The sequence below is a fragment of the Coprococcus eutactus genome, from assembly GCF_025149915.1.
In the GTDB taxonomy this organism is placed as follows: domain Bacteria; phylum Bacillota; class Clostridia; order Lachnospirales; family Lachnospiraceae; genus Coprococcus; species Coprococcus eutactus.
In genome coordinates, this window is sequence record NZ_CP102278.1 from 2,769,047 (window position 1) to 2,788,887 (window position 19,841).

General features: G+C 40.3%; 18 protein-coding genes and 1 pseudogene. 1 reads left to right on the forward strand and 18 read right to left on the reverse strand.

The window, feature by feature from the left end; genetic code table 11:
* Positions 1-11: 11 nt before the first annotated feature.
* From NQ536_RS12310 to NQ536_RS12365, 12 genes and pseudogenes are all read right to left on the reverse strand, one after another.
* Positions 12-755: a TRM11 family SAM-dependent methyltransferase gene (locus tag NQ536_RS12310; protein WP_155803812.1), complete on the reverse strand. Its 744-nt coding sequence runs from the start codon at positions 753-755 to the stop codon at positions 12-14.
* A 212-nt stretch (positions 756-967) separates the two neighbouring features.
* A pseudogene (locus tag NQ536_RS12315) lies at positions 968-1,223 on the reverse strand (IS256 family transposase); the annotation flags it as partial.
* Positions 1,224-1,988: 765 nt separating this feature from the next.
* Positions 1,989-3,044 carry a helix-turn-helix domain-containing protein gene (locus NQ536_RS12320; protein WP_004850576.1) on the reverse strand — a complete coding sequence of 352 codons (1,056 nt, stop codon included), beginning with the start codon at positions 3,042-3,044 and terminating at the stop codon, positions 1,989-1,991.
* Positions 3,045-3,264: 220 nt separating this feature from the next.
* On the reverse strand, positions 3,265-3,852 hold the full coding sequence (locus tag NQ536_RS12325; protein ID WP_004850578.1) for a DUF2812 domain-containing protein: 588 nt from the start codon (positions 3,850-3,852) through the stop codon (positions 3,265-3,267).
* Positions 3,849-4,172: a PadR family transcriptional regulator gene (locus NQ536_RS12330; RefSeq protein ID WP_004850579.1), complete on the reverse strand. Its 324-nt coding sequence runs from the start codon at positions 4,170-4,172 to the stop codon at positions 3,849-3,851. Before NQ536_RS12330 ends, NQ536_RS12325 begins: the two co-directional genes overlap by 4 nt.
* 132 nt (positions 4,173-4,304) lie before the next feature.
* Positions 4,305-4,679 (reverse strand): TnpV protein, encoded by a 375-nt coding sequence (locus NQ536_RS12335; protein ID WP_004850581.1) that lies wholly within the window; start codon positions 4,677-4,679, stop codon positions 4,305-4,307.
* Positions 4,680-4,683: 4 nt separating this feature from the next.
* The gene (locus tag NQ536_RS12340) at positions 4,684-6,099 is read right to left on the reverse strand and encodes a plasmid recombination protein (RefSeq protein WP_015541741.1); all 1,416 of its coding nucleotides are present in this window, start codon (positions 6,097-6,099) and stop codon (positions 4,684-4,686) included.
* Between the two features lie 201 nt (positions 6,100-6,300).
* Positions 6,301-6,528 (reverse strand): DUF5348 domain-containing protein, encoded by a 228-nt coding sequence (locus tag NQ536_RS12345; protein ID WP_004850585.1) that lies wholly within the window; start codon positions 6,526-6,528, stop codon positions 6,301-6,303.
* 174 nt (positions 6,529-6,702) lie between these two features.
* Positions 6,703-6,942 carry a hypothetical protein gene (locus tag NQ536_RS12350; protein ID WP_004850590.1) on the reverse strand — a complete coding sequence of 80 codons (240 nt, stop codon included), beginning with the start codon at positions 6,940-6,942 and terminating at the stop codon, positions 6,703-6,705.
* Between the two features lie 67 nt (positions 6,943-7,009).
* Positions 7,010-8,092: an AAA family ATPase gene (locus NQ536_RS12355; RefSeq protein WP_044997921.1), complete on the reverse strand. Its 1,083-nt coding sequence runs from the start codon at positions 8,090-8,092 to the stop codon at positions 7,010-7,012.
* A 169-nt stretch (positions 8,093-8,261) separates the two neighbouring features.
* Positions 8,262-9,353 carry a site-specific integrase gene (locus NQ536_RS12360; RefSeq protein ID WP_004850597.1) on the reverse strand — a complete coding sequence of 364 codons (1,092 nt, stop codon included), beginning with the start codon at positions 9,351-9,353 and terminating at the stop codon, positions 8,262-8,264.
* Positions 9,354-9,364: 11 nt separating this feature from the next.
* Positions 9,365-9,559 (reverse strand): MerR family transcriptional regulator, encoded by a 195-nt coding sequence (locus NQ536_RS12365; RefSeq protein WP_004850599.1) that lies wholly within the window; start codon positions 9,557-9,559, stop codon positions 9,365-9,367.
* A 232-nt stretch (positions 9,560-9,791) separates the two neighbouring features.
* On the opposite strand from NQ536_RS12365, the gene NQ536_RS12370 reads away from it, so the two are divergent.
* A complete protein-coding gene (locus tag NQ536_RS12370; RefSeq protein WP_015541737.1) occupies positions 9,792-10,274 on the forward strand; it encodes a helix-turn-helix domain-containing protein in 483 nt (160 codons plus the stop codon).
* 259 nt (positions 10,275-10,533) lie between these two features.
* On the opposite strand, the gene tuf is transcribed toward NQ536_RS12370, so the two are convergent.
* The 6 genes from tuf to rpoC form a co-directional block, all read right to left on the reverse strand.
* A complete protein-coding gene (tuf, locus tag NQ536_RS12375) occupies positions 10,534-11,721 on the reverse strand; it encodes an elongation factor Tu (protein ID WP_004850603.1) in 1,188 nt (395 codons plus the stop codon).
* A 202-nt stretch (positions 11,722-11,923) separates the two neighbouring features.
* Positions 11,924-13,993: an elongation factor G gene (fusA, locus tag NQ536_RS12380; RefSeq protein WP_004850605.1), complete on the reverse strand. Its 2,070-nt coding sequence runs from the start codon at positions 13,991-13,993 to the stop codon at positions 11,924-11,926.
* A gap of 140 nt (positions 13,994-14,133) precedes the next feature.
* Positions 14,134-14,604 carry a 30S ribosomal protein S7 gene (gene rpsG, locus NQ536_RS12385; RefSeq protein ID WP_004850607.1) on the reverse strand — a complete coding sequence of 157 codons (471 nt, stop codon included), beginning with the start codon at positions 14,602-14,604 and terminating at the stop codon, positions 14,134-14,136.
* Between the two features lie 166 nt (positions 14,605-14,770).
* Positions 14,771-15,190: a 30S ribosomal protein S12 gene (gene rpsL / locus NQ536_RS12390; protein WP_004850608.1), complete on the reverse strand. Its 420-nt coding sequence runs from the start codon at positions 15,188-15,190 to the stop codon at positions 14,771-14,773.
* A 181-nt stretch (positions 15,191-15,371) separates the two neighbouring features.
* On the reverse strand, positions 15,372-15,905 hold the full coding sequence (locus NQ536_RS12395) for a hypothetical protein (RefSeq protein ID WP_004850611.1): 534 nt from the start codon (positions 15,903-15,905) through the stop codon (positions 15,372-15,374).
* Positions 15,906-16,069: 164 nt separating this feature from the next.
* On the reverse strand, positions 16,070-19,837 hold the full coding sequence (rpoC, locus tag NQ536_RS12400; protein WP_004850613.1) for a DNA-directed RNA polymerase subunit beta': 3,768 nt from the start codon (positions 19,835-19,837) through the stop codon (positions 16,070-16,072).
* Positions 19,838-19,841: the final 4 nt, after the last annotated feature.

Here is a 19,841-nt window from a genome sequence, read left to right on the forward strand (position 1 = left end):
TTTCTTTCATTTCAAATGGAATTATGATCGTTTGCTTTCTCCAATATAAAAATATATTCATGTGCCAACATTAAGAATTTTCTTTCTCTTCCCTCCCAATAATCACTAGAACGACAATTATGTTGCTCTTTTATAATAATTTCTTTAAGTCTAAATCCTGTATCAACAAATTTTTGCATAGAGTTCATTCCCAGTGGTAGCACATAGCCTTTCTTACGTATATCCCCAATCATAAATGTACATATTCCTTGCTTTTTTAATACTCTATATGATTCTTTTGCAACCTGTTCCAGTTCCTTCAAAAAAACCTCATATTTTAGATGCGAAATATCTCCAGGGGTTTCTTTACTATACTGTATAATATCTGCATATGGTGGATGTGTACAAATAAGATCTATACTTTCGTCTTTTATAAATGATAAATTGTTTGCATTTCCTTGTTTGGTGAATATTTTTGATTTTTCTTGACAAGTAAAATTTAGATTTGTGTTAGATAATTTGACAGCTTCAGAATTTATATCAACGCCGATTGCATTTCTTCCCAATAACTTTGCTTCAATCAACGTTGTGCCACTGCCTAAGAATTGATCTAGTATCCAATCTTTTTTCTTAGAATATCGTAAGATGATATTTCTAGGAATATACGGAGACCAGTTTCCTCTGTATTTTCCTGAATGTGTAGCCCAATTTCCTCTTTCAGGAAAAGACCATATTGTCGTATCTTCTAATTTGAATCTTTCAGGTGCTTCTATTATAAAAACTTCCCCCTTCTTTTTCTGTTCATTATACTTCTATGGTGTTTATTTGTCTATTAAAAATCTTCACTCAAATATTAAATAACAGTAAACATTTTAGCAGGGATTTCATATTTATTACAAGTATTTTCCTTAATATTATTCATCGTTCCCACCTGTTCCACCCGCCCCTACATCTTCAATTTATTTATCGCTCCCAACCGTTCTTCCATCACTTGTATATCTTGGGGTATAGGGCAAATTTTTGATATCTTTCTTCTGAATGTTCTCGCCTCACCAGGCATCCCCGATTGTGACTCTTTACCAAACAACCAACCCAGGAATATTTGTAATTCCTTTGAATTGTTATCCTATCTTGTGTGTTAACGATGATTTGCATTCTCTACAAAAACAACGCTGTGATCCAGTTTTTGTCTTTACTGATTTTACACATTTCGTTCCACAAATATGGCATTTTACTTGATCCATTTAATCTTCCTCCATGGTTATTATTTCAAGAAAGATTAAATCCCATTTTTTGTCAGAAAAAAAGACCTCCGAGGGCGAACCCTCGAAGGTCTGAAAATTCTTTATTTATGCGGTTTATCAGCGATTACTCGATGATAGAAGCAACTCTTCCTGAACCTACAGTTCTACCACCTTCACGATACTTTAATCCCGTTTTATCTCATATTTTTTATGGTTTTCTCTCCAAAATATAGTGAAAAACGGCTGATTTACACCATGTATTTTTATTCGCCTGATTTCTTGGCACCGTTTTGGCACCGGAAAATACTCAAAAAATTTTCTTCTACAGTTGCTGGATTCTGCTCTGCCAATTTTATATTGCACCGACAGTTTCAGACTGTTATAATCAGAACATGGGTGCTACCATAACGGTAGGCGGTTAGTCCTTCTCCAGAGGGACTGTGACCCTCTGATTACATAGAAACCTGTAAAGGAATCCAGTGGAAAGGAGGGCTAAGCCAATGAGTATTGTGGACTTCATAGCAGTAGTGAGCTTCGGCTTAACCTGCTTTAGTATCGGATATACATTAGGCAAAGATAATCATAAACCACAAAAATAACCGCCCCAGCCTGCAAACTGAACGGTTATTTTTGTAATCAATAAGTATGTGGACTAACCGTCTATCGGTAGCACTCTTTTTCTATAATCATATTAGCACGCATCTGTGGAAATGTCAAAAATTTTCTTCTTTCTCAACTACATCTATTTCCATACATTTTTACAACCTATTTCAAGTGTTCCTCAAAAATTGATTCGAGTTTCTTATTCCCCCTCAAGAATTCATACTCTTTCTTATTTTCAATTTCCGAATACAATTCACGAACAAAATTTTTTCCAAGTCCCGAAAAAGCTTTTCCCTGTGCAGTATCTTCATACCTGTAATACAAAGGGGATTGTGTCATATTCCAAGGCTTCTGTGATTCACTTAATAATCGCTTAATTAACTGGATACATTTTTCTACATCTTTTCGATATCCAGCAATCAGCAGATATGGAACTGTGTTGCCATAATTCCATAGTCCAAACAATGATATCATGTGATCTGTAATCTCAGCAATTTTCTCTGCTTTATCATGATTTCCTGTCTCTTCTTCCATTTCTATTAACTTATACAAGTAGCTTTGGATATTGATAACTGCCTGTAGCAATTTCCCTTCTAAGAATAATGCAGCAGTATCTGTTCCTTCCTGATGTGCTAATACACTTGTTTTCATAATCGTTGCATCAATTACAGTATCAGGAATTTTTTTCAAAAGGGCATTTGCTTCTTCATATTTCTCCATTTGGACATATTTTGTTGCAAGTATAAAAACGCTTGAATTTCTCACTCTTTCATCCTGACTATCTGCTGTTCGTTCCAGCCACTCAATAATAGCTGTATTATATTCCATTCGTTCTTCGTCATTAAGATCTGACAAAGTCAAAGATCCGTTCAGAACGGTTGCGATCGTATATATTAATAAGTCGCAATGAGGATACTCCTGTATTTTACGAGATGCCATCTCGAAAGCCTCTGTAAAGCTGTCCAATGAAACTTCCGAAAGTTCATTCACAAATTGTCCAATCTCTTTTTCTGTCAATTCTTCATGAAACGAAAACAATTCATTCATATCAATTTTCAATAGTCGTGCCAAAGCTGGAAGTAATGAGATATCGGGATATGTATTTCCCTTTTCCCATTTATTTACCGCTGGAGTAGAAACACCCAGATAATTTGCCACCTGTTCTTGTGTTAATCCCGCAGTTTTTCGATAGTTTTTTATCTGCTCACCAATACGCATTGTTCACACCTCCTGTCCTTATTTCCATTATAGCGTTCCCAATACATGTTTACAATTGAGCCTTTGTTTACTTATTACTTTCTTTTTTTAACTTTCAATTAATTTTCTCTAATATTTATATCATCAGCAACAAACTGCCCACAAGTTTAAGAACGGGCTACTAACCCTCAAACAACAGTGTATTACATTGCATCAACTAAACCAACCTTGTTATCCTGAATCACCACTCCTTCATCTTCGCTTCATGCCTATTTTTCATAATTTGCAACTGGTATATAATGACAGGGATTAGAAAAATCACAGCAACTATGCCTAAAATAACAGACCGATTTACAGTAGCAAATACCGCGAGCATAAGCATTAATAAAAGCCAGGGATTTCGCAAATTACTGTAATAATTTGCCCTATCTTCATAGGACGTATGAAGGTCAAAAGGTTTTCCATCATTTTCTTTTTCTACAATCAGCAATTCCCTGTTAAATGTTGTAGTGTTTGTTGCAACACGACCGCCAATTTCAGCCCACGGACGCCAGCGAACTTTACCAACAGAATAATTAAGATTGATATTTTTATAGAATACGGAATATCCCATTTCTTCCAAGAAATCATGGTAATCTTCAGCATTAGCTTTTGATTTTTGTCCTATAAACTCCACGCAATATTGAACTTGACCTGGCTTACATTTTTCAAATTCATAGAGTAATTTTCCCGTTCGAATAAGGCGATAACCTTTTTCAGCCATCTTATTCAGCCAGTTTTTCTGTACCGTTAATAGCCCACCAAAAAAACGATAACACTTTTTGCTCATAGTGTACCTCCTACAATTCCGCTTGCAATACCTACAAGTTCACGAAGTCTGATAAGTTCTTTTTCAGCTATCTCCTTTCCTTTTACAGTGATAAGATACTCTTTTTTTCTACCTTCACTATCTCCGAAAAGCTCAATCCATCCCTTTTCCAGCATTGAATTTAATGCACCATATAAAGTGCCTGCTCCCAATGAAAGCCGCCCACCTGTTTTTTCTTCAATGAACTGCATGACAGCATATCCGTGTTTAGGTGAATAGAGTGAAAGCAAAATATAGAATGTCACTTCTGTGAGTGCACCACTTTTCACATTATCCCTCATGGCATTCCCTCCTTATTACGGTTACTGTAATAACTATATCAGTAACCGTAATAAAAATCAAGAGATGTGAAATAAATCTTAATAAGCCGGATAGTATTATGCTTTTCCTGTTCAGTCCTTTACAAACAATACTTATATATAAAGTATTTCTCTCAACACCATTTCTTCTGCACTAGCTTTTATATTATTCATCAGTCTAACCCACTTCGTCCGATTCTGTACCTTTAATTCTTCAGTTACGCCCTGTTTTTCTGCCATCTGTTCCATAAGCATTTCCACCTGCTCTCTGCTCTCCTGATCAATTTGATTCAGGTGTTCCGTCAGCTTTCCAGTCAACAACAAATATTGATATTTTGCTAATCTGTGTTCCTTCAGAAACTGTTTCCTCAGCATTCCATATTTCCCATATATCGGTTCTTCTTCATTCAATACCAAATCCGGCAAATAATAATCTCCATGCAAAGTATAGCTTAATCCGTTCTTTTCATCATAAATGTGTGTTTCCATAATCTTATCTCTCCATTTCTCTGTTTTTTGATTTAGTTTTCTTACGCTGCTGATTCTCCATCTCGCTTTTTTTCATTCCCCATGCCAATCTTTCATGAATATTTCCCTTCGGCATTTGTTCCATCCGTCGCTTTTCTTCCAGGACTTTCTCGTTTTGAATATCCTGCTGTACTGCTGTATCTACAGTTTCTATTCCAAGAACACGCACAACACGATCATACCTATCAGAAACACCTTGTAATATATCTTTTTCTTCTGACAATTTCTGATTATCTTTACGTATATCATCCAGTTCTCTCTGAATAGCATTATATTTTTGTTTCACCTTTTGATATTTTCTCTTCCAACCTTCCACCTCTTTCGTGAGTTCTTTAACCTGAGCCGCCATTACAGCAACCTTATTCTTTATTTGAAGAAACAGTGGTTTAATTTTTTTATCTCGATAGGTTACTGCCCGTTCTAGCGTGCCCGCCTCCGGCAGTAACATTTTAACCGTTCCATATTCTTTGATTTCTTTGCTCACACTATCCATAATCGGTTGTAGCTGTTCTCTGCGATCTTCCAGGCTTTTTAGTTCTTTTTCTGCGCTCCCTGCCTTTTGTTCTGCTTCTTGCTTCGCCTTGATTGCCTGTTCCTTATCGTCTTTTAAATTCTGGATATCTGCTCTGGATTCTGCAATTTGTGCTGTTAATTCTTCTTTTTCAGCAGTTAGATGCTCTTTCTCCTGCTCCAATTCCTGTACTTCCTTTTTCCGTTCTTTTTTCTTGAAGTTATAGACATCCAGATGTTCCTCATGAGTACCTTTCTGTTCCCATTCAATTCCATACTGCTTTGCAGTCTCTGCCAGAACTTCTTTTTCATGATTTATCCACTGATTCAGTTCCGTATCATGCTTATTTCCACCTTGAAATCCAAGACTTTTTAATGCCTGTTTCAGTGAAACTCTGGTATCCATTCCTTTTCCTTTCCAGTCCGTCACATAAGGAATAAAGTCAATATGGAGATGTGGAGTAGCCTCATCCTGATGCAGATAGCAACTAAATACCCGAAGTGTCGGATTCCGTTTCTGGAAATCTTTTACATACTCATCCAGTACGTTTACAGCCAGATCTCCTGCTTCTGTTCCAACAGCCATATCTTCTCGGTTTCCAATCTGGAAAATCACTTCATGGAACAACTTTTCCTGTTTTCCTTGGCGAATCTTTTCATAATAATTTGTAATCTGCCGATCTTTTCTTTTCCCGACATTATACCGTTCTACAGCTTCATCAAACAGCTCTTTATAGACTTCTTTCAGATTCTCATTCCGGTAACAAATATTTAATTGCACTCTGTCTGGATCAACATTTTCTGCTATAAAATCTCGTCTGTTATGAGCCAGAGACCCTGTCCCGATCATACCACTGATTGTTCGTTTCATCGTCATATTCCTCACCCCGCTTTCTAAAACCAGTGCCAGACATGGCACATAAATTTGTATCTTTGCCAGCTATAGTATAAAAAGAAATATTCGCCGGATACGGCGGTTTTGTTACTTTTGTCAAAAGTAACGCAAAAGCACTTTCGACAGCCGTACCGTCCATCAAAAGTACCCTTGCGCCCTCCGGGGGTACAGAGACCTTTACTCCGGTATCCTTGCCCGAATATATTCCAAATCACCACAATACGGTGTCCCTACAAGATACCATTCTCTTGCAGGATTCATTTCCATTCTGGTCTGAACCCATTCATCATCAAGCAACACTTCCAGGTATTCTCCACAGTGAAATCCTGTATCAATCCATAGATCTGATGATAATAATCCATATCTTTTGTTATAACTGTTATATCCTAATCTTCCTTCTCTCATTGTGCCAATCTCCTTTCATCTACCGTTTCCGCAGGGGCGCCCTGAATCAGGGCTCCCTTTTGAAAATTCTCTTCTACGCCAGTCAACTCCCGACTACACCTTACCAACATTCTCCTTATCTGCTATCTACAGGTGCGTGACACGCTCCTGTAATAAAGTGTTCAGAAAGAACCTTTACCATCGAAAGTTCTCCGGTATTCCCCGTCTGTCCAGATATTCCTGCCGGAACTTTTCTCTTTCTTCTTCCGTTGGTGCTGTTTTGGATTTGCTGTATACTTCACGATTCACCATTGCATCCAGTTTTTTCTCCAATCCCAACCGGATTATTTCTTCACCATCGTAGTTATCCATCAAAAAATATTGCAAGAGCTGAAAGAATAACTCGTATGGAATCTGTACACTTTTATTTTGCATCTGTTCTCCTTTCAAGGTAGCAAGATTCCCTCTTCTTAAGAAATGGTAATCTTGCCATCTTCCATTTTTATTCTGGCAACATCCAATACCATTGCTTTCCACGTTTTACGGAATCAATTTCAAGTTCCCGTTTGGCGTTCCATAGCGTTTTACTTTTGATTCCTCTGGCTTCTGCTTCTTCTGCAATTTTCTTCTGAGTCATTCCTCCATTTGCCAGTATCTCAAGGAGAAATTCTTTTGCTTTCCGACTTTTCTGTCCTCTTCCGTCTCCATTAAGAAGTTCATCGGCACTGATATCATATTCTCCAATCCATTCAAACCCATTATTCTTATCCAGTCTGAATGCAATGGACATTCCTTCCGGCGCAAGAGAACTCTTCGTATGACATACCACTCTTACTTCCGGTTCATCTTTCACTCGCCCGACAATCAAAACACTTCTTGCAGCAGCCTGAAAATCAATGGAGCCAAGTCCTCGATAAGAAGATTTGCCGTTGCTGTTTTTGTTCATATGACCGATTAAAATGACTGCACAGTGATATTTTTCTGACAGCACTGCGATACGCTTCATCAGTGGTCTGATCTCATTTGCCCTGTGCATATCTACGTCCGCTCCCAGAAAGCCCTGTATCGGATCAAGAACAACCATTTTTGCTTTTGTCTGCACGATTGCTTCTTCCAATCTGACATCTGCCATTGTCAGTGGCTGGTCACTGTCATCAATCACCAGCACCTTTGAACAATCTGCACCTGCAGCAAGTAATCTGGGTTTGATAGTATCTCCAAGTCCATCTTCTGCTGTCTGATAGATTACATTTACAGGTGACACAGAAGACTGTTCCTGCATATTATCTTCAGCATCTAAATCTTCATTCTCACTATCGACTTCATCACTTCGTTTTTCTTTTGTTTTCGTTGTATCAGTAACAGGAAGAATCGGCTCTCCTCTGGTCAGTTTTGCAATAATCTGAAGTACCATCGTTGTCTTGCCTTCTCCTGGATCTCCCTGTATAATGGTCACTTTTCCATAAGGAATAAACGGATAAAGCAGCCATTCTACCTGTTCCACCTCTACTGAATCCATATTGATCAGTTTCAGTTTTGGTTCTATTCTACAATTCTCAATTTTATTTTTTTCATTCATATTCATTCCATCATCTCCTCCTGCCCTTCCGGGCAAGTCTCTGATGAACAGATATTCGGGAATTGTCGTATTTCCCGATTCGTGATATACTGAATCTGCCAAGATGGTATATCAGTGAATCTGATTATCAGAGAACTTGCTCAGATTATTTATCTGGGCTTTTTCTTTTGCCTTTTCAACATTCATCTCTTTCTTCTCCCAATCCGGTAACAGCATTTCCATTTTCATTATCCAGAAGATTTGCAATCTTTCTCTGCTGATTTGGATAAAGATGTCCATAAGTGTTCAATGTGATACGAATATCTTTATGACCTAATCTGTCCCGAATCAATAACGGTTCCACACCTTTCTCAATAAGATAAGCCACATGGCTGTGCCTGATATCATGCACTCGAATTTTCTTCACTCCTGCCAGCTCAATCTGCCGTTTCATCTTATGCTGTACCGCTTCCTGAACAACCGGAAATAATCTTTCTGTATCCGGCATTCCGTAATGACCATCTACAAATTCCTTAATTTCCTCTTTCAGAAATTCCGGAATTTCGATTGTCCGAAAGGACTGTTTTGTTTTCGGTTCTGTGATAATATCCTGCATTCCTGTCCGGTAATAAGTCTTATTGATACTAAGCTGATTCTTTTCAAAATTGATATCAGCTTTTGTAATCGCAAGCAGCTCCCCGATCCTGCATCCAGTCCAGAACAGCATCTCAAACATAAGATAATATCTTGTTCCCGGCTCCATTGTCTGTATAAACTGTTTGTACTCGTCCAGTGTCCAGAAGTTCAAACTTCTTGAATCTGAATTTCCCATTCGTTTCACTTTCTTGCATGGATTAACCGGCAAGTCATAGATTTTAGCTGCATGTGTAAACAGACTGGTCAACTGATTCTGAATCATTCTCAGATAAGAATCTGAATAGCCTTTTTTCTGAATTTCATTCTGCCACTGAATAATCTGTGAAGCCTTGATTTCACTCATCATCTGATTTCCGAAGTATGGAACGATATGCTGTTGCATCATATATCTTTTATTTTTGATTGTTCGATCTTTCAGATCATTTTGTTTGTCTGAAAAATAAATCTCAATAAAATCGCTCAGCTTCATATCCATACTTCGCTCATTGCTCAACTTTTTGCTTCGTTCAAACTCCAATGCTTCTCGCTTTGTTTCAAATCCACGCTTTCTGCGTTTTTTCTTCTCACCCATGACATTTGTCTCAAACCACTGGGCTGTCCATTTTTTTGTGTCTTTTTCTCTGTAAGCCATATTGATCCTCCCTAATTTCCTGCTATTTCATAGCCATACATCTTTTTTGCCCAAAACGCCTTTGGTATTCTGCCAGCCATCGTAATATATCCCTGTGCAGATAATTCTTTATTCATAGCTTTCACCAGTTTATAGGCATGAGATTTTGAGCAGTTTAATTCCTGTGCCACTTCATCAGCACTCATCATATAATTGTAACTTGCCATATTGCCTCCTCCTTTCCTCTCCAGATATAGAATACGTTTACTGTATTTCTATATCTGTACGATTTTCGTAAATTGATAATATCATGTATTTCTATCGTTGTCAATATTTCGTAAACACATTTTTACGAACTTCGTACACTATTTTTTCTTTATTTTATTCCACGTCTGTGTTATGATATTTTATAGATTTATGTTTTTCGTAATTTTCTAATATATGAAAAAGGAGGATTCTATGGGTGACGGTAAAAATTTAAAGAAATATCTTGATGAAAAAGGCACAAATGTCCGCAAAATTGCAAAGGCAACCGGAATCAGTGCTACAACCTTATATTCAATTATTCAAAAAGATTCCAATATTCGATTTGATTTTGCATTAAGACTTGCGAATGAATTGCAAATTGATGTGAATGAGATATGTTCTGCCAGTCCATTTTCTGGCACAATTAAGGAAGAAGAGATTTATCCTACACTTCCAGACGGTTTGAACGGAGCATTAGATGCAAGTCGTGTAAAGACTTACTTAAAAAATTCCATGTATCCGCTGATGTACCTTTTCGGTAAGAACAGTATGCCTGATGTAGATAATCTGCTTACATCATTCTATCAGCTTGATGATGAAGCCAGACAAGAGGTTGTGGAAACAATACGTCTGAAGCTGCAATATCATCGTGATCCGGAACGTGCTGAACAGATCAAACAGATCAAAGGCTGGTAAAAAAATTACTCCTGTGAATAGCAAACATTCGCAGGAGTTTCTTTTTGGCACCGTTTTGGCACCGCTAGCCTTATTTTTCAATTTTAAATTTATCCGTATTTCATCTTGCTGATAAATATTTCACTGTTTCTAATCTGATAAATTTACGAACAATTCTTTTCTTAGAGTACAGAAAAACCCCGGAAACCTTGCGGTTCCGGGGTATCTTACGTTTGGACACAACGTTATCTTACGATAACAAATCTATATTCAGATTGTATTACTCGATGATTGTAGCAACACGTCCTGATCCTACAGTACGTCCACCCTCACGGATAGCGAATGTAAGACCCTGGCTCATAGCGATTGGGTGGATGAGCTCGATTGTCATCTCTACGTTATCACCAGGCATGCACATCTCTGTACCAGCTGGAAGGTTACATACACCTGTAACGTCTGTTGTTCTGAAGTAGAACTGTGGACGATAGTTGTTGAAGAATGGTGTATGACGACCACCCTCGTCCTTTGTCAGAACGTAAACCTGTGCTGTGAACTTTGTATGACATGTAATTGAACCTGGCTTACAAAGAACCTGTCCTCTTACGATATCCTCTCTCTTGATACCACGAAGAAGAGCACCGATGTTATCACCAGCCTGACCTTCATCAAGGAGCTTTCTGAACATCTCGATACCTGTTACTGTTGTCTTCTGGATCTCTGGCTTGATACCAACGATCTCAACTTCATCATTGAGGTGAATTACACCAGCCTCTACTCTACCAGTAGCAACTGTACCACGACCTGTGATTGTGAATACGTCCTCTACAGGCATGATGAATGGCTTATCTGTATCTCTCTGTGGATCTGGAATATATGAATCAATTGTATCCATAAGCTCCATGATCTTGTCTCCCCAAGGTCCCATTGGATCCTCAAGAGCCTTAAGAGCTGAACCCTTAACGATAGGACAATCATTGAATCCGTACTCCTCGAGCTGCTCTGTAACTTCCATCTCAACGAGCTCGATAAGCTCCTCATCATCTACCATATCACACTTGTTAAGGAATACAACGATGTAAGGAACACCAACCTGACGTGAAAGAAGGATATGCTCCTTTGTCTGAGCCATAACACCATCAGTAGCAGCAACAACAAGGATAGCACCATCCATCTGAGCTGCACCAGTGATCATGTTCTTAACGTAATCAGCATGTCCTGGACAGTCAACGTGTGCGTAATGTCTCTTCTCTGTCTCGTACTCAACGTGAGCTGTAGAGATAGTGATACCTCTTTCTCTCTCCTCTGGAGCCTTATCAATGTTCTCGAAATCTGTAGCTGTGTTACCAGCAACTCTCTCTGAAAGAACCTTTGTGATAGCAGCTGTAAGAGTAGTCTTACCGTGGTCTACATGTCCGATTGTACCGATGTTACAATGTGGCTTACTTCTATTAAACTTTTCCTTTGCCATGATATAAAATCCTCCTTAAATATTATACCCCACGCGGGTTACTCGGCTAAAAATCATTATATAGAAAATACTAGAGATTTTCAACCATTTTTTATCTCTTTATACCAGCAGGCTGACGATGTGTAATCCTCAACCTGCCAGCACATATTTTTTATTATTTATCTGACCTGAAAGACCAGGAAAATGTCTTTCGTCAAATATCTTACTTAGAATGCTCTGCGATAACCTTCTCCTGAATGCTCTTTGGACACTGAGCGTACTTCTCAAAGAACATTGAGTAGTTACCACGACCCTGTGTTGATGAACGAAGCTCTGTTGAGTATCCGAACATCTCTGCAAGTGGAACGAATGCTCTGACGATCTTACCACCGCCGATATCATCCATACCCTCGATCTGGCCTCTCTTAGCATTTAAGCTTCCGATTACATCACCGAGGTACTCCTCAGGCATTGTAACCTCAACCTTCATGATAGGCTCAAGAAGAACTGGGTCAGCCTTAGCCATAGCCTCCTTGAATGCCATAGAACCAGCGATGTGGAATGCCATCTCTGATGAATCGACCTCATGGTATGATCCATCGTATACGTTAGCATGAACACCAAGTACTGGGTAGCCGCCAAGGATACCAGCCTTAGCTGCCTCTTCGATACCCTCTCCAACTGCTGGGATGTACTCCTTAGGAATAGCACCACCGACAACTGTTGACTCGAACTTGAATGTCTCCTCACCGTTAGGATCCATAGGCTCGAACTTAACCTTACAATGACCGTACTGTCCACGACCACCTGACTGCTTAGCATACTTGCTGTCGATATCAACTGGCTTTGTGAATGTCTCCTTGTAAGCAACCTGAGGTGCACCAACGTTTGCCTCAACCTTGAACTCACGGAGAAGACGATCAACGATAACCTCAAGGTGAAGCTCACCCATTCCGGCAATGATTGTCTGTCCTGTCTCTTTGTCTGTATGAGCCTTGAATGTAGGATCCTCCTCAGCAAGCTTTGCGAGTGCCTCACCCATCTTACCCTGATCATTCTTGGTCTTAGGCTCGATAGCAAGCTCGATAACTGGCTCTGGGAATTCCATTGACTCAAGGATAACTGGATGCTGCTCATCACAGATTGTGTCACCTGTAGTTGTAAGCTTGAAACCTACAGCAGCTGCGATATCTCCTGAGTAAACCTTATCAATCTCTTTACGAGCGTTGGCATGCATCTGTACGATACGTCCTACACGCTCCTTCTTATCCTTTGTTGCATTCAGTACATATGAACCTGAGTTCAGTGTACCTGAGTAAACTCTGAAGAATGCAAGCTTTCCAACGAATGGATCTGTCATGATCTTGAATGCAAGAGCTGAGAATGGCTCATCATCTGATGAATGACGAACAACCTCGTTACCATCTGGATCAACACCTGTGATATCAGGGATATCTGTTGGTGCTGGCATGTACTCGATAACACCATCAAGCATCTTCTGAACACCCTTGTTCTTGTAAGCTGAACCAAGGAATACAGGAACTGCCTCACATGCGATAGTTGCTCTACGAAGAACCTTCTTCATCTCATCGATTGATGGCTCCTCGCCCTCAAGGTACATCATCATTAAGTCGTCATCTAACTCGCAGATCTTCTCGACAAGGTTCTCATGCCACTTGTCTGCAAGCTCCTTAAGGTCATCAGGGATAGTTGTGATCTCGATGTCCTCGCCCTTATCATCTTTGTAGTAGTATGCTTCCATCTCGAACAGATCGATCAGACCGATGAAGTCTGACTCTTTTCCGATAGGGATCTGTACTGGAATTGCATTCTTGCCCAGACGATCAATGATTGTCTGAACTGAGTAGAAAAAGTCTGCACCCATTTTATCCATCTTGTTGATGAATGCCATACGAGGTACATTGTATGTGTCAGCCTGACGCCATACGTTCTCTGACTGAGGCTCTACACCAGCCTTAGCATCAAATACACCTACAGCTCCGTCAAGTACACGAAGTGAACGCTCAACCTCAACAGTGAAGTCAACGTGTCCCGGAGTATCAATGATGTTGATTCTGTGCTCTAACGCGCCAGCCTTTGGTTTGTGATGATCCTCAAGTGTCCAGTGACATGTTGTAGCAGCTGAAGTAATTGTTATACCTCTCTCCTGCTCCTGCTCCATCCAGTCCATGGTAGCTGTACCGTCATGAGTATCACCAATCTTATAGTTAACACCAGTATAGTATAAGATACGCTCTGTAAGAGTTGTCTTACCTGCATCGATATGAGCCATAATACCAATGTTTCTTGTTCTGTCCAATGGATATTCTCTTCCAGCCAACGGATTGTCCTCCTTTTGCTAATTTTCGTAACACATCTATTGTGTCCCATATACACATAAGCATGCATGCAAATGCATTCTCACACAGATAATTAGAATCTGTAGTGAGCGAATGCCTTGTTTGCCTCTGCCATCTTGTGCATGTCTTCTTTTCTCTTTACAGATGCGCCTGTGTTGTTAGCTGCATCCATGATCTCCTTCGCAAGTCTCTCTTCCATAGTCTTCTCACTTCTTGCACGTGAGAAAGCTGTTAACCAACGAAGTCCGAGAGCCTGTCTTCTGTCAGGTCTTACATCGATAGGTACCTGATATGTTGCACCACCGATACGTCTAGCCTTAACCTCGAGGAGTGGCATGATGTTGTTCATAGCCTCTTCGAATACCTCTAATGCAGGCTTACCAGTCTCTTCTGCGATACGATCAAATGCACCGTAGACGATCTTCTGTGCTACACCCTTCTTACCATCTAACATAATGTTGTTGATAAGCTTTGTAACGACCTTATTGTTGTAAATTGGATCCGCTAATACGTCTCTCTTTGCGATATGTCCTTTACGTGGCACGGTTCTTCCCTCCTTAATTATTTATTAAATCTTCGGTACTCACATTCTCTCTATAATTATGGAATGTGTTCGTGCTGTTATCTGTCTTAATTGTTTCTATCTGAATTATTATCTATATAAAAACATGACCTTACCAGCACAAATTAGAATTGTGTTCTAGCATGTTTTATTTTGCATCCTTAGGACGCTTTGCACCATACTTTGAACGAGCCTGACGTCTCTTTGCTACACCTGCTGTATCAAGAGTACCTCTGATGATATGGTATCTTGTACCAGGTAAGTCCTTTACTCTTCCACCACGGATAAGTACAACGCTATGCTCCTGAAGGTTATGACCCTCACCTGGGATATAACTTGTTACTTCGATTCCGTTTGAAAGACGTACTCTGGCGATCTTTCTAAGAGCTGAGTTAGGCTTCTTAGGAGTAGCTGTCTTAACTGCTGTACAAACTCCTCTCTTCTGTGGTGAGCTTGTCTCTACTGGCTTCTTCTTGAGTGAGTTGAAACTTCTCTGAAGAGCTGGTGCAGTTGACTTCTTCTCTACTGTCTGTCTTCCTTTTCTAACTAACTGGTTAAATGTTGGCATGTTTTCACCTCCTGTATATAAACTTAAAAATGATAAAGCATGTTTTTACGCATGCTTTATCATTATATAGTCGTGTATTTTCTCTGTCAAGCATTTATTTTGCAATTTTCACCTGCATTTTTATTCAACAATATCTATCGTCTTTTGCCCTTTTCTGCTGATATTGCCTTTTAATATATTCTTATTTGTTAATTACAAATTCCAGATATGCGTTTACATCCCGTTCTATCTTATCCGCATCAAACTTCTCATATCCTGCATTTACAAGGAATGCCTTGCCAAGTATATAGTCCTTCATTGCCCGATCTACTTTTTCCGCCTGATCTCCACCGACTCCGTATATCTCTTTCAGCATTTCCGAATTCCATTTATTGTCCAGCATCTCCATGCCTCTGGAATTGTCTGCCACAAAATGTCTGAACAAAACCCTTTCCTCATCGGCATACCGGCATATTTCGATTCCTTGCTTTGCATACCCAGCATTTTCCTGTTTGCCAACCGTACTGACCAGTTCTGCAAATGCATCATTCATGCGCTGCGTAGTGATCTCAATAACCTTGCTCATTCCACTGAAATTCTCATATATAGGCTGAGTTGAGCATGATGCAGCAACAGCCAGTCTTCTGGCGCTCAAAGATGCAAGTCCCTCTCTTCTTACAAGGTCATATGCTGCATTAAGCAAGCACTCATTATCTATCTTTTTGATAGCAGCCATACAATTCACCCATTTCTTTCTATATCTATTATTTTATAGTATCCATTATTTCATAAAAAAGAGCCCGGTATACTTTAACACATACAGGCAATCTATATGTCTGCACATGTATCAATATACCGGACTCCCCTCGTATCCTTTATATCAGATATCTATTGTGTGGATTACTCATCCTCGCTAACACCTGCGCCAACTGGCTGAGAATTGTTAAATTCATCTGCAACGATATCGTCCTCTGCATCAAGTTCATCAAAGACCTTTGCCTCTGTATTGACACCATCTATATCGCTGTAATCATCATCTTCTTCATCATCAAAGAAATCAAGTTCTTCCATCTCTGTGTCAAGCTTTACTGAGCGGTATCTCTTCATACCTGTACCAGCAGGTATAAGCTTACCGATAAGAACATTCTCCTTAAGGCCAACCAGTGGATCCACCTTGCTCTTTATTGCAGCATCTGTAAGAACCTTTGTTGTCTCCTGGAATGAAGCGGCTGACATAAATGAATCAGTTGCTAATGATGCCTTTGTTATTCCAAGCATTATCTGTGTTCCTGTTGCAGGTTCCTTACCCTCGGCAATAAGTGCTTCGTTTGTATCCTCAAACTCAAGAAGATTTGCCTGAGTTCCTGGCAGATAATCTGAATCACCCGGCTCATCAATAATGATCTTCTTCAGCATCTGTCTAACAATAATCTCTATATGCTTGTCATTGATCTCAACACCCTGAAGTCTGTAAACCTTCTGAACCTCTCGGAGCATGTAATCCTGAACTGCACGAACACCCTTGATCTTAAGAATATCATGCGGATTTACTGAACCCTCTGTGAGCTCATCTCCAGCCTCAAGAACCTGATCATCGAGAACCTTGATTCTTGAACCATAAGGTATGAGATATGCCTTCGACTCACCTGTCTCGTCGTTTGTTATAATGATCTCTCTCTTCTTCTTGTTGTCGCGGAGCTGTACCTTTCCACCGAACTCTGCAATGATTGCAAGTCCCTTTGGCTTTCTTGCCTCAAAGAGCTCCTCAACTCTAGGAAGACCCTGTGTGATATCACCACCAGCAACACCACCTGTATGGAATGTTCTCATTGTAAGCTGTGTACCAGGCTCTCCGATTGACTGAGCTGCTATGATTCCTACGGACTCACCAACCTGAACAGGGAGACCTGTTGCCATGTTGGCACCATAACACTTAGCACATACACCAAGGTGTGACTTACATGTGAGGACTGTTCTGATCTTGATCTTTGCGTCAAGTCTTACCTTTCTCTCTCCATTTTCGTCTGTAACTGTAAATGGAACACCATTTGAATCAACACCCTTGTTAACAATGAGTTCTGCTCTCTTTGCTGTAACCATGTGGTTTATCTTGACGAGCATATTACCTTCTGCGTCATACACTGACTCAGCAAGATACCTTCCGGTAATTCTCTCCTGGAATTCCTCGATCATTTCCTTTCCTTCTCTGAAGGCTTCTATGACCATTCCTGGGATTTCTTTTCTTCCTATGCTACAGTCAGGCTCTCTGATGATAAGATCCTGTGATACATCAACAAGTCGTCTTGTCAGATATCCAGAATCGGCTGTACGAAGAGCTGTATCTGAAAGTCCCTTACGTGCTCCATGAGCTGAGATAAAGTACTCCAGAACGTCAAGTCCCTCACGGAAGTTTGACTTGATAGGAAGTTCGATAGTTCTACCTGTTGTATCAGCCATCAGTCCTCGCATACCTGCAAGCTGCTTTATCTGCTGGTTAGAACCACGGGCTCCTGAATCTGCCATCATAAATATGTTATTGTATTTATCAAGACCGGCAAACAGGAGCTCCTGAAGATGCTTATCAGCTGCCTCCCAGACCTTAACTACTGCCTGGTATCTCTCTTCCTCAGTACCCATACCACGTCTGAATCTCTTTGTTATCTCGTCAACGCGCTTCTGTGCATCATCAAGAATATCTTTCTTCTCATCAGGCACCTTCATATCAGAAATTGAAACTGATATAGCACCTCTTGTAGAGAACTTATAACCTATAGCCTTTACATCATCAAGCACTTCTGCAGTCTTTGTTGCGCCATGTGTGTTGATACACTTGTCAAGTATTGGCTTAAGCTGCTTCTTACCTACAGTCTTCTCTATCTCAAGACGAAGAGCATTCTCAGGTGTGCTTCTGTCTACAAAACCGAGATCCTGTGGGATTATCTCATTAAAGAGCATCTTACCAAGGGTGGTATCTATAACACCTGTAATCTCCTGTCCTTCATATTCTACTGTCCTTCTCACATGAATCTTGCTGTGAAGAGTGATAACTTTATTCTCATACGCAAGAATTGCTTCATTCTTGGACTTGAAGTACTTGCCCTCACCAATCTCACCATCTTTATCCAGGGTAAGATAATATATACCAAGTATCATATCCTGTGAAGGAACCGCAACTGTTGCACCATCTGATGGCTTCAGAAGGTTGTTAGGGGAGAGCAGAAGGAATCTACACTCTGCCTGAGCCTCTACTGTAAGTGGAAGATGAACAGCCATCTGATCTCCATCGAAATCAGCGTTGAACGCTGTACATACAAGCGGGTGAAGCTTTATAGCCTTACCACCTACAAGCACTGGCTCAAATGCCTGAATTCCAAGTCTGTGGAGTGTAGGGGCACGGTTAAGCATAACCGGGTGCTCCTTGATGACATCCTCGAGGATGTCCCAAACCTGTGGCTCAAGTTTCTCTACCATCTTCTTGGCCTGCTTGATATTATTTGCCTTACCTGTAGCTGTAAGTTCTTTCATAACGAATGGCTTGAACAGTTCTATTGCCATCTCCTTAGGGAGACCACACTGATATATCTTAAGCTCTGGTCCTACTACGATAACTGAACGTCCTGAATAGTCAACACGCTTACCGAGAAGGTTCTGACGGAAACGACCCTGCTTACCCTTGAGCATCTCCGAAAGTGACTTGAGTGCTCTGTTTCCAGGACCTGTTACCGCACGGCCACGACGACCGTTATCTATGAGAGCATCAACTGCTTCCTGCAGCATTCTCTTCTCATTTCTGACAATTATCTCTGGAGCCCCAAGATCAAGGAGTCTTCTAAGACGGTTGTTTCTGTTTATTATTCTTCTGTAAAGGTCATTGAGATCTGATGTGGCAAATCTTCCACCCTCGAGCTGTACCATAGGTCTGATATCCGGTGGGATAACAGGGATAACGTTCATAATCATCCACTCTGGTCTATTCTCTGAAGTTCTAAATGCCTCCATAACCTCAAGTCTCTTTATGATCCTTGTTCTCTTCTGTCCGCTACAAGTCTCAAGCTCCTTCTTAAGCTCCTCGCTCTCTTTATCTAGATCAATAGCCATAAGAAGCTTCTGTATAGCCTCAGCACCCATCTCTGCTACGAATGAACCAAATCCATACTCTTTCTCTGCATCTCTATACTCCTGCTCATTGAGGATCTGCTTGTATGCAAGTGGAGTATCCTTTGGATCTGTAACTATATATGATGAGAAGTAGAGAACCTTCTCAAGGATTCTTGGAGAGATATCCAGTATCAGTCCCATACGGCTAGGTATTCCCTTGAAATACCAGATATGTGAAACTGGAGCAGCAAGCTCGATATGTCCCATACGCTCTCTACGAACGCTAGACTTTGTTACCTCTACGCCACACTTGTCACACACAACGCCCTTAAATCTGATCTTCTTGTACTTTCCACAGTTACACTCCCAATCCTTCTGCGGTCCAAATATCTTCTCGCAGAACAGGCCATCCTTCTCCGGCTTAAGTGTTCTGTAGTTAATAGTCTCTGGGCGTTTTACCTCGCCGTGAGACCACTCTCTTATCTTTTCAGGAGATGCAAGTCCGATTTTTATTGCGTCAAAGTTCAATGACTTTTCCTGTTCTGTATTGTCTACATTGTATTCTGGCATCTTA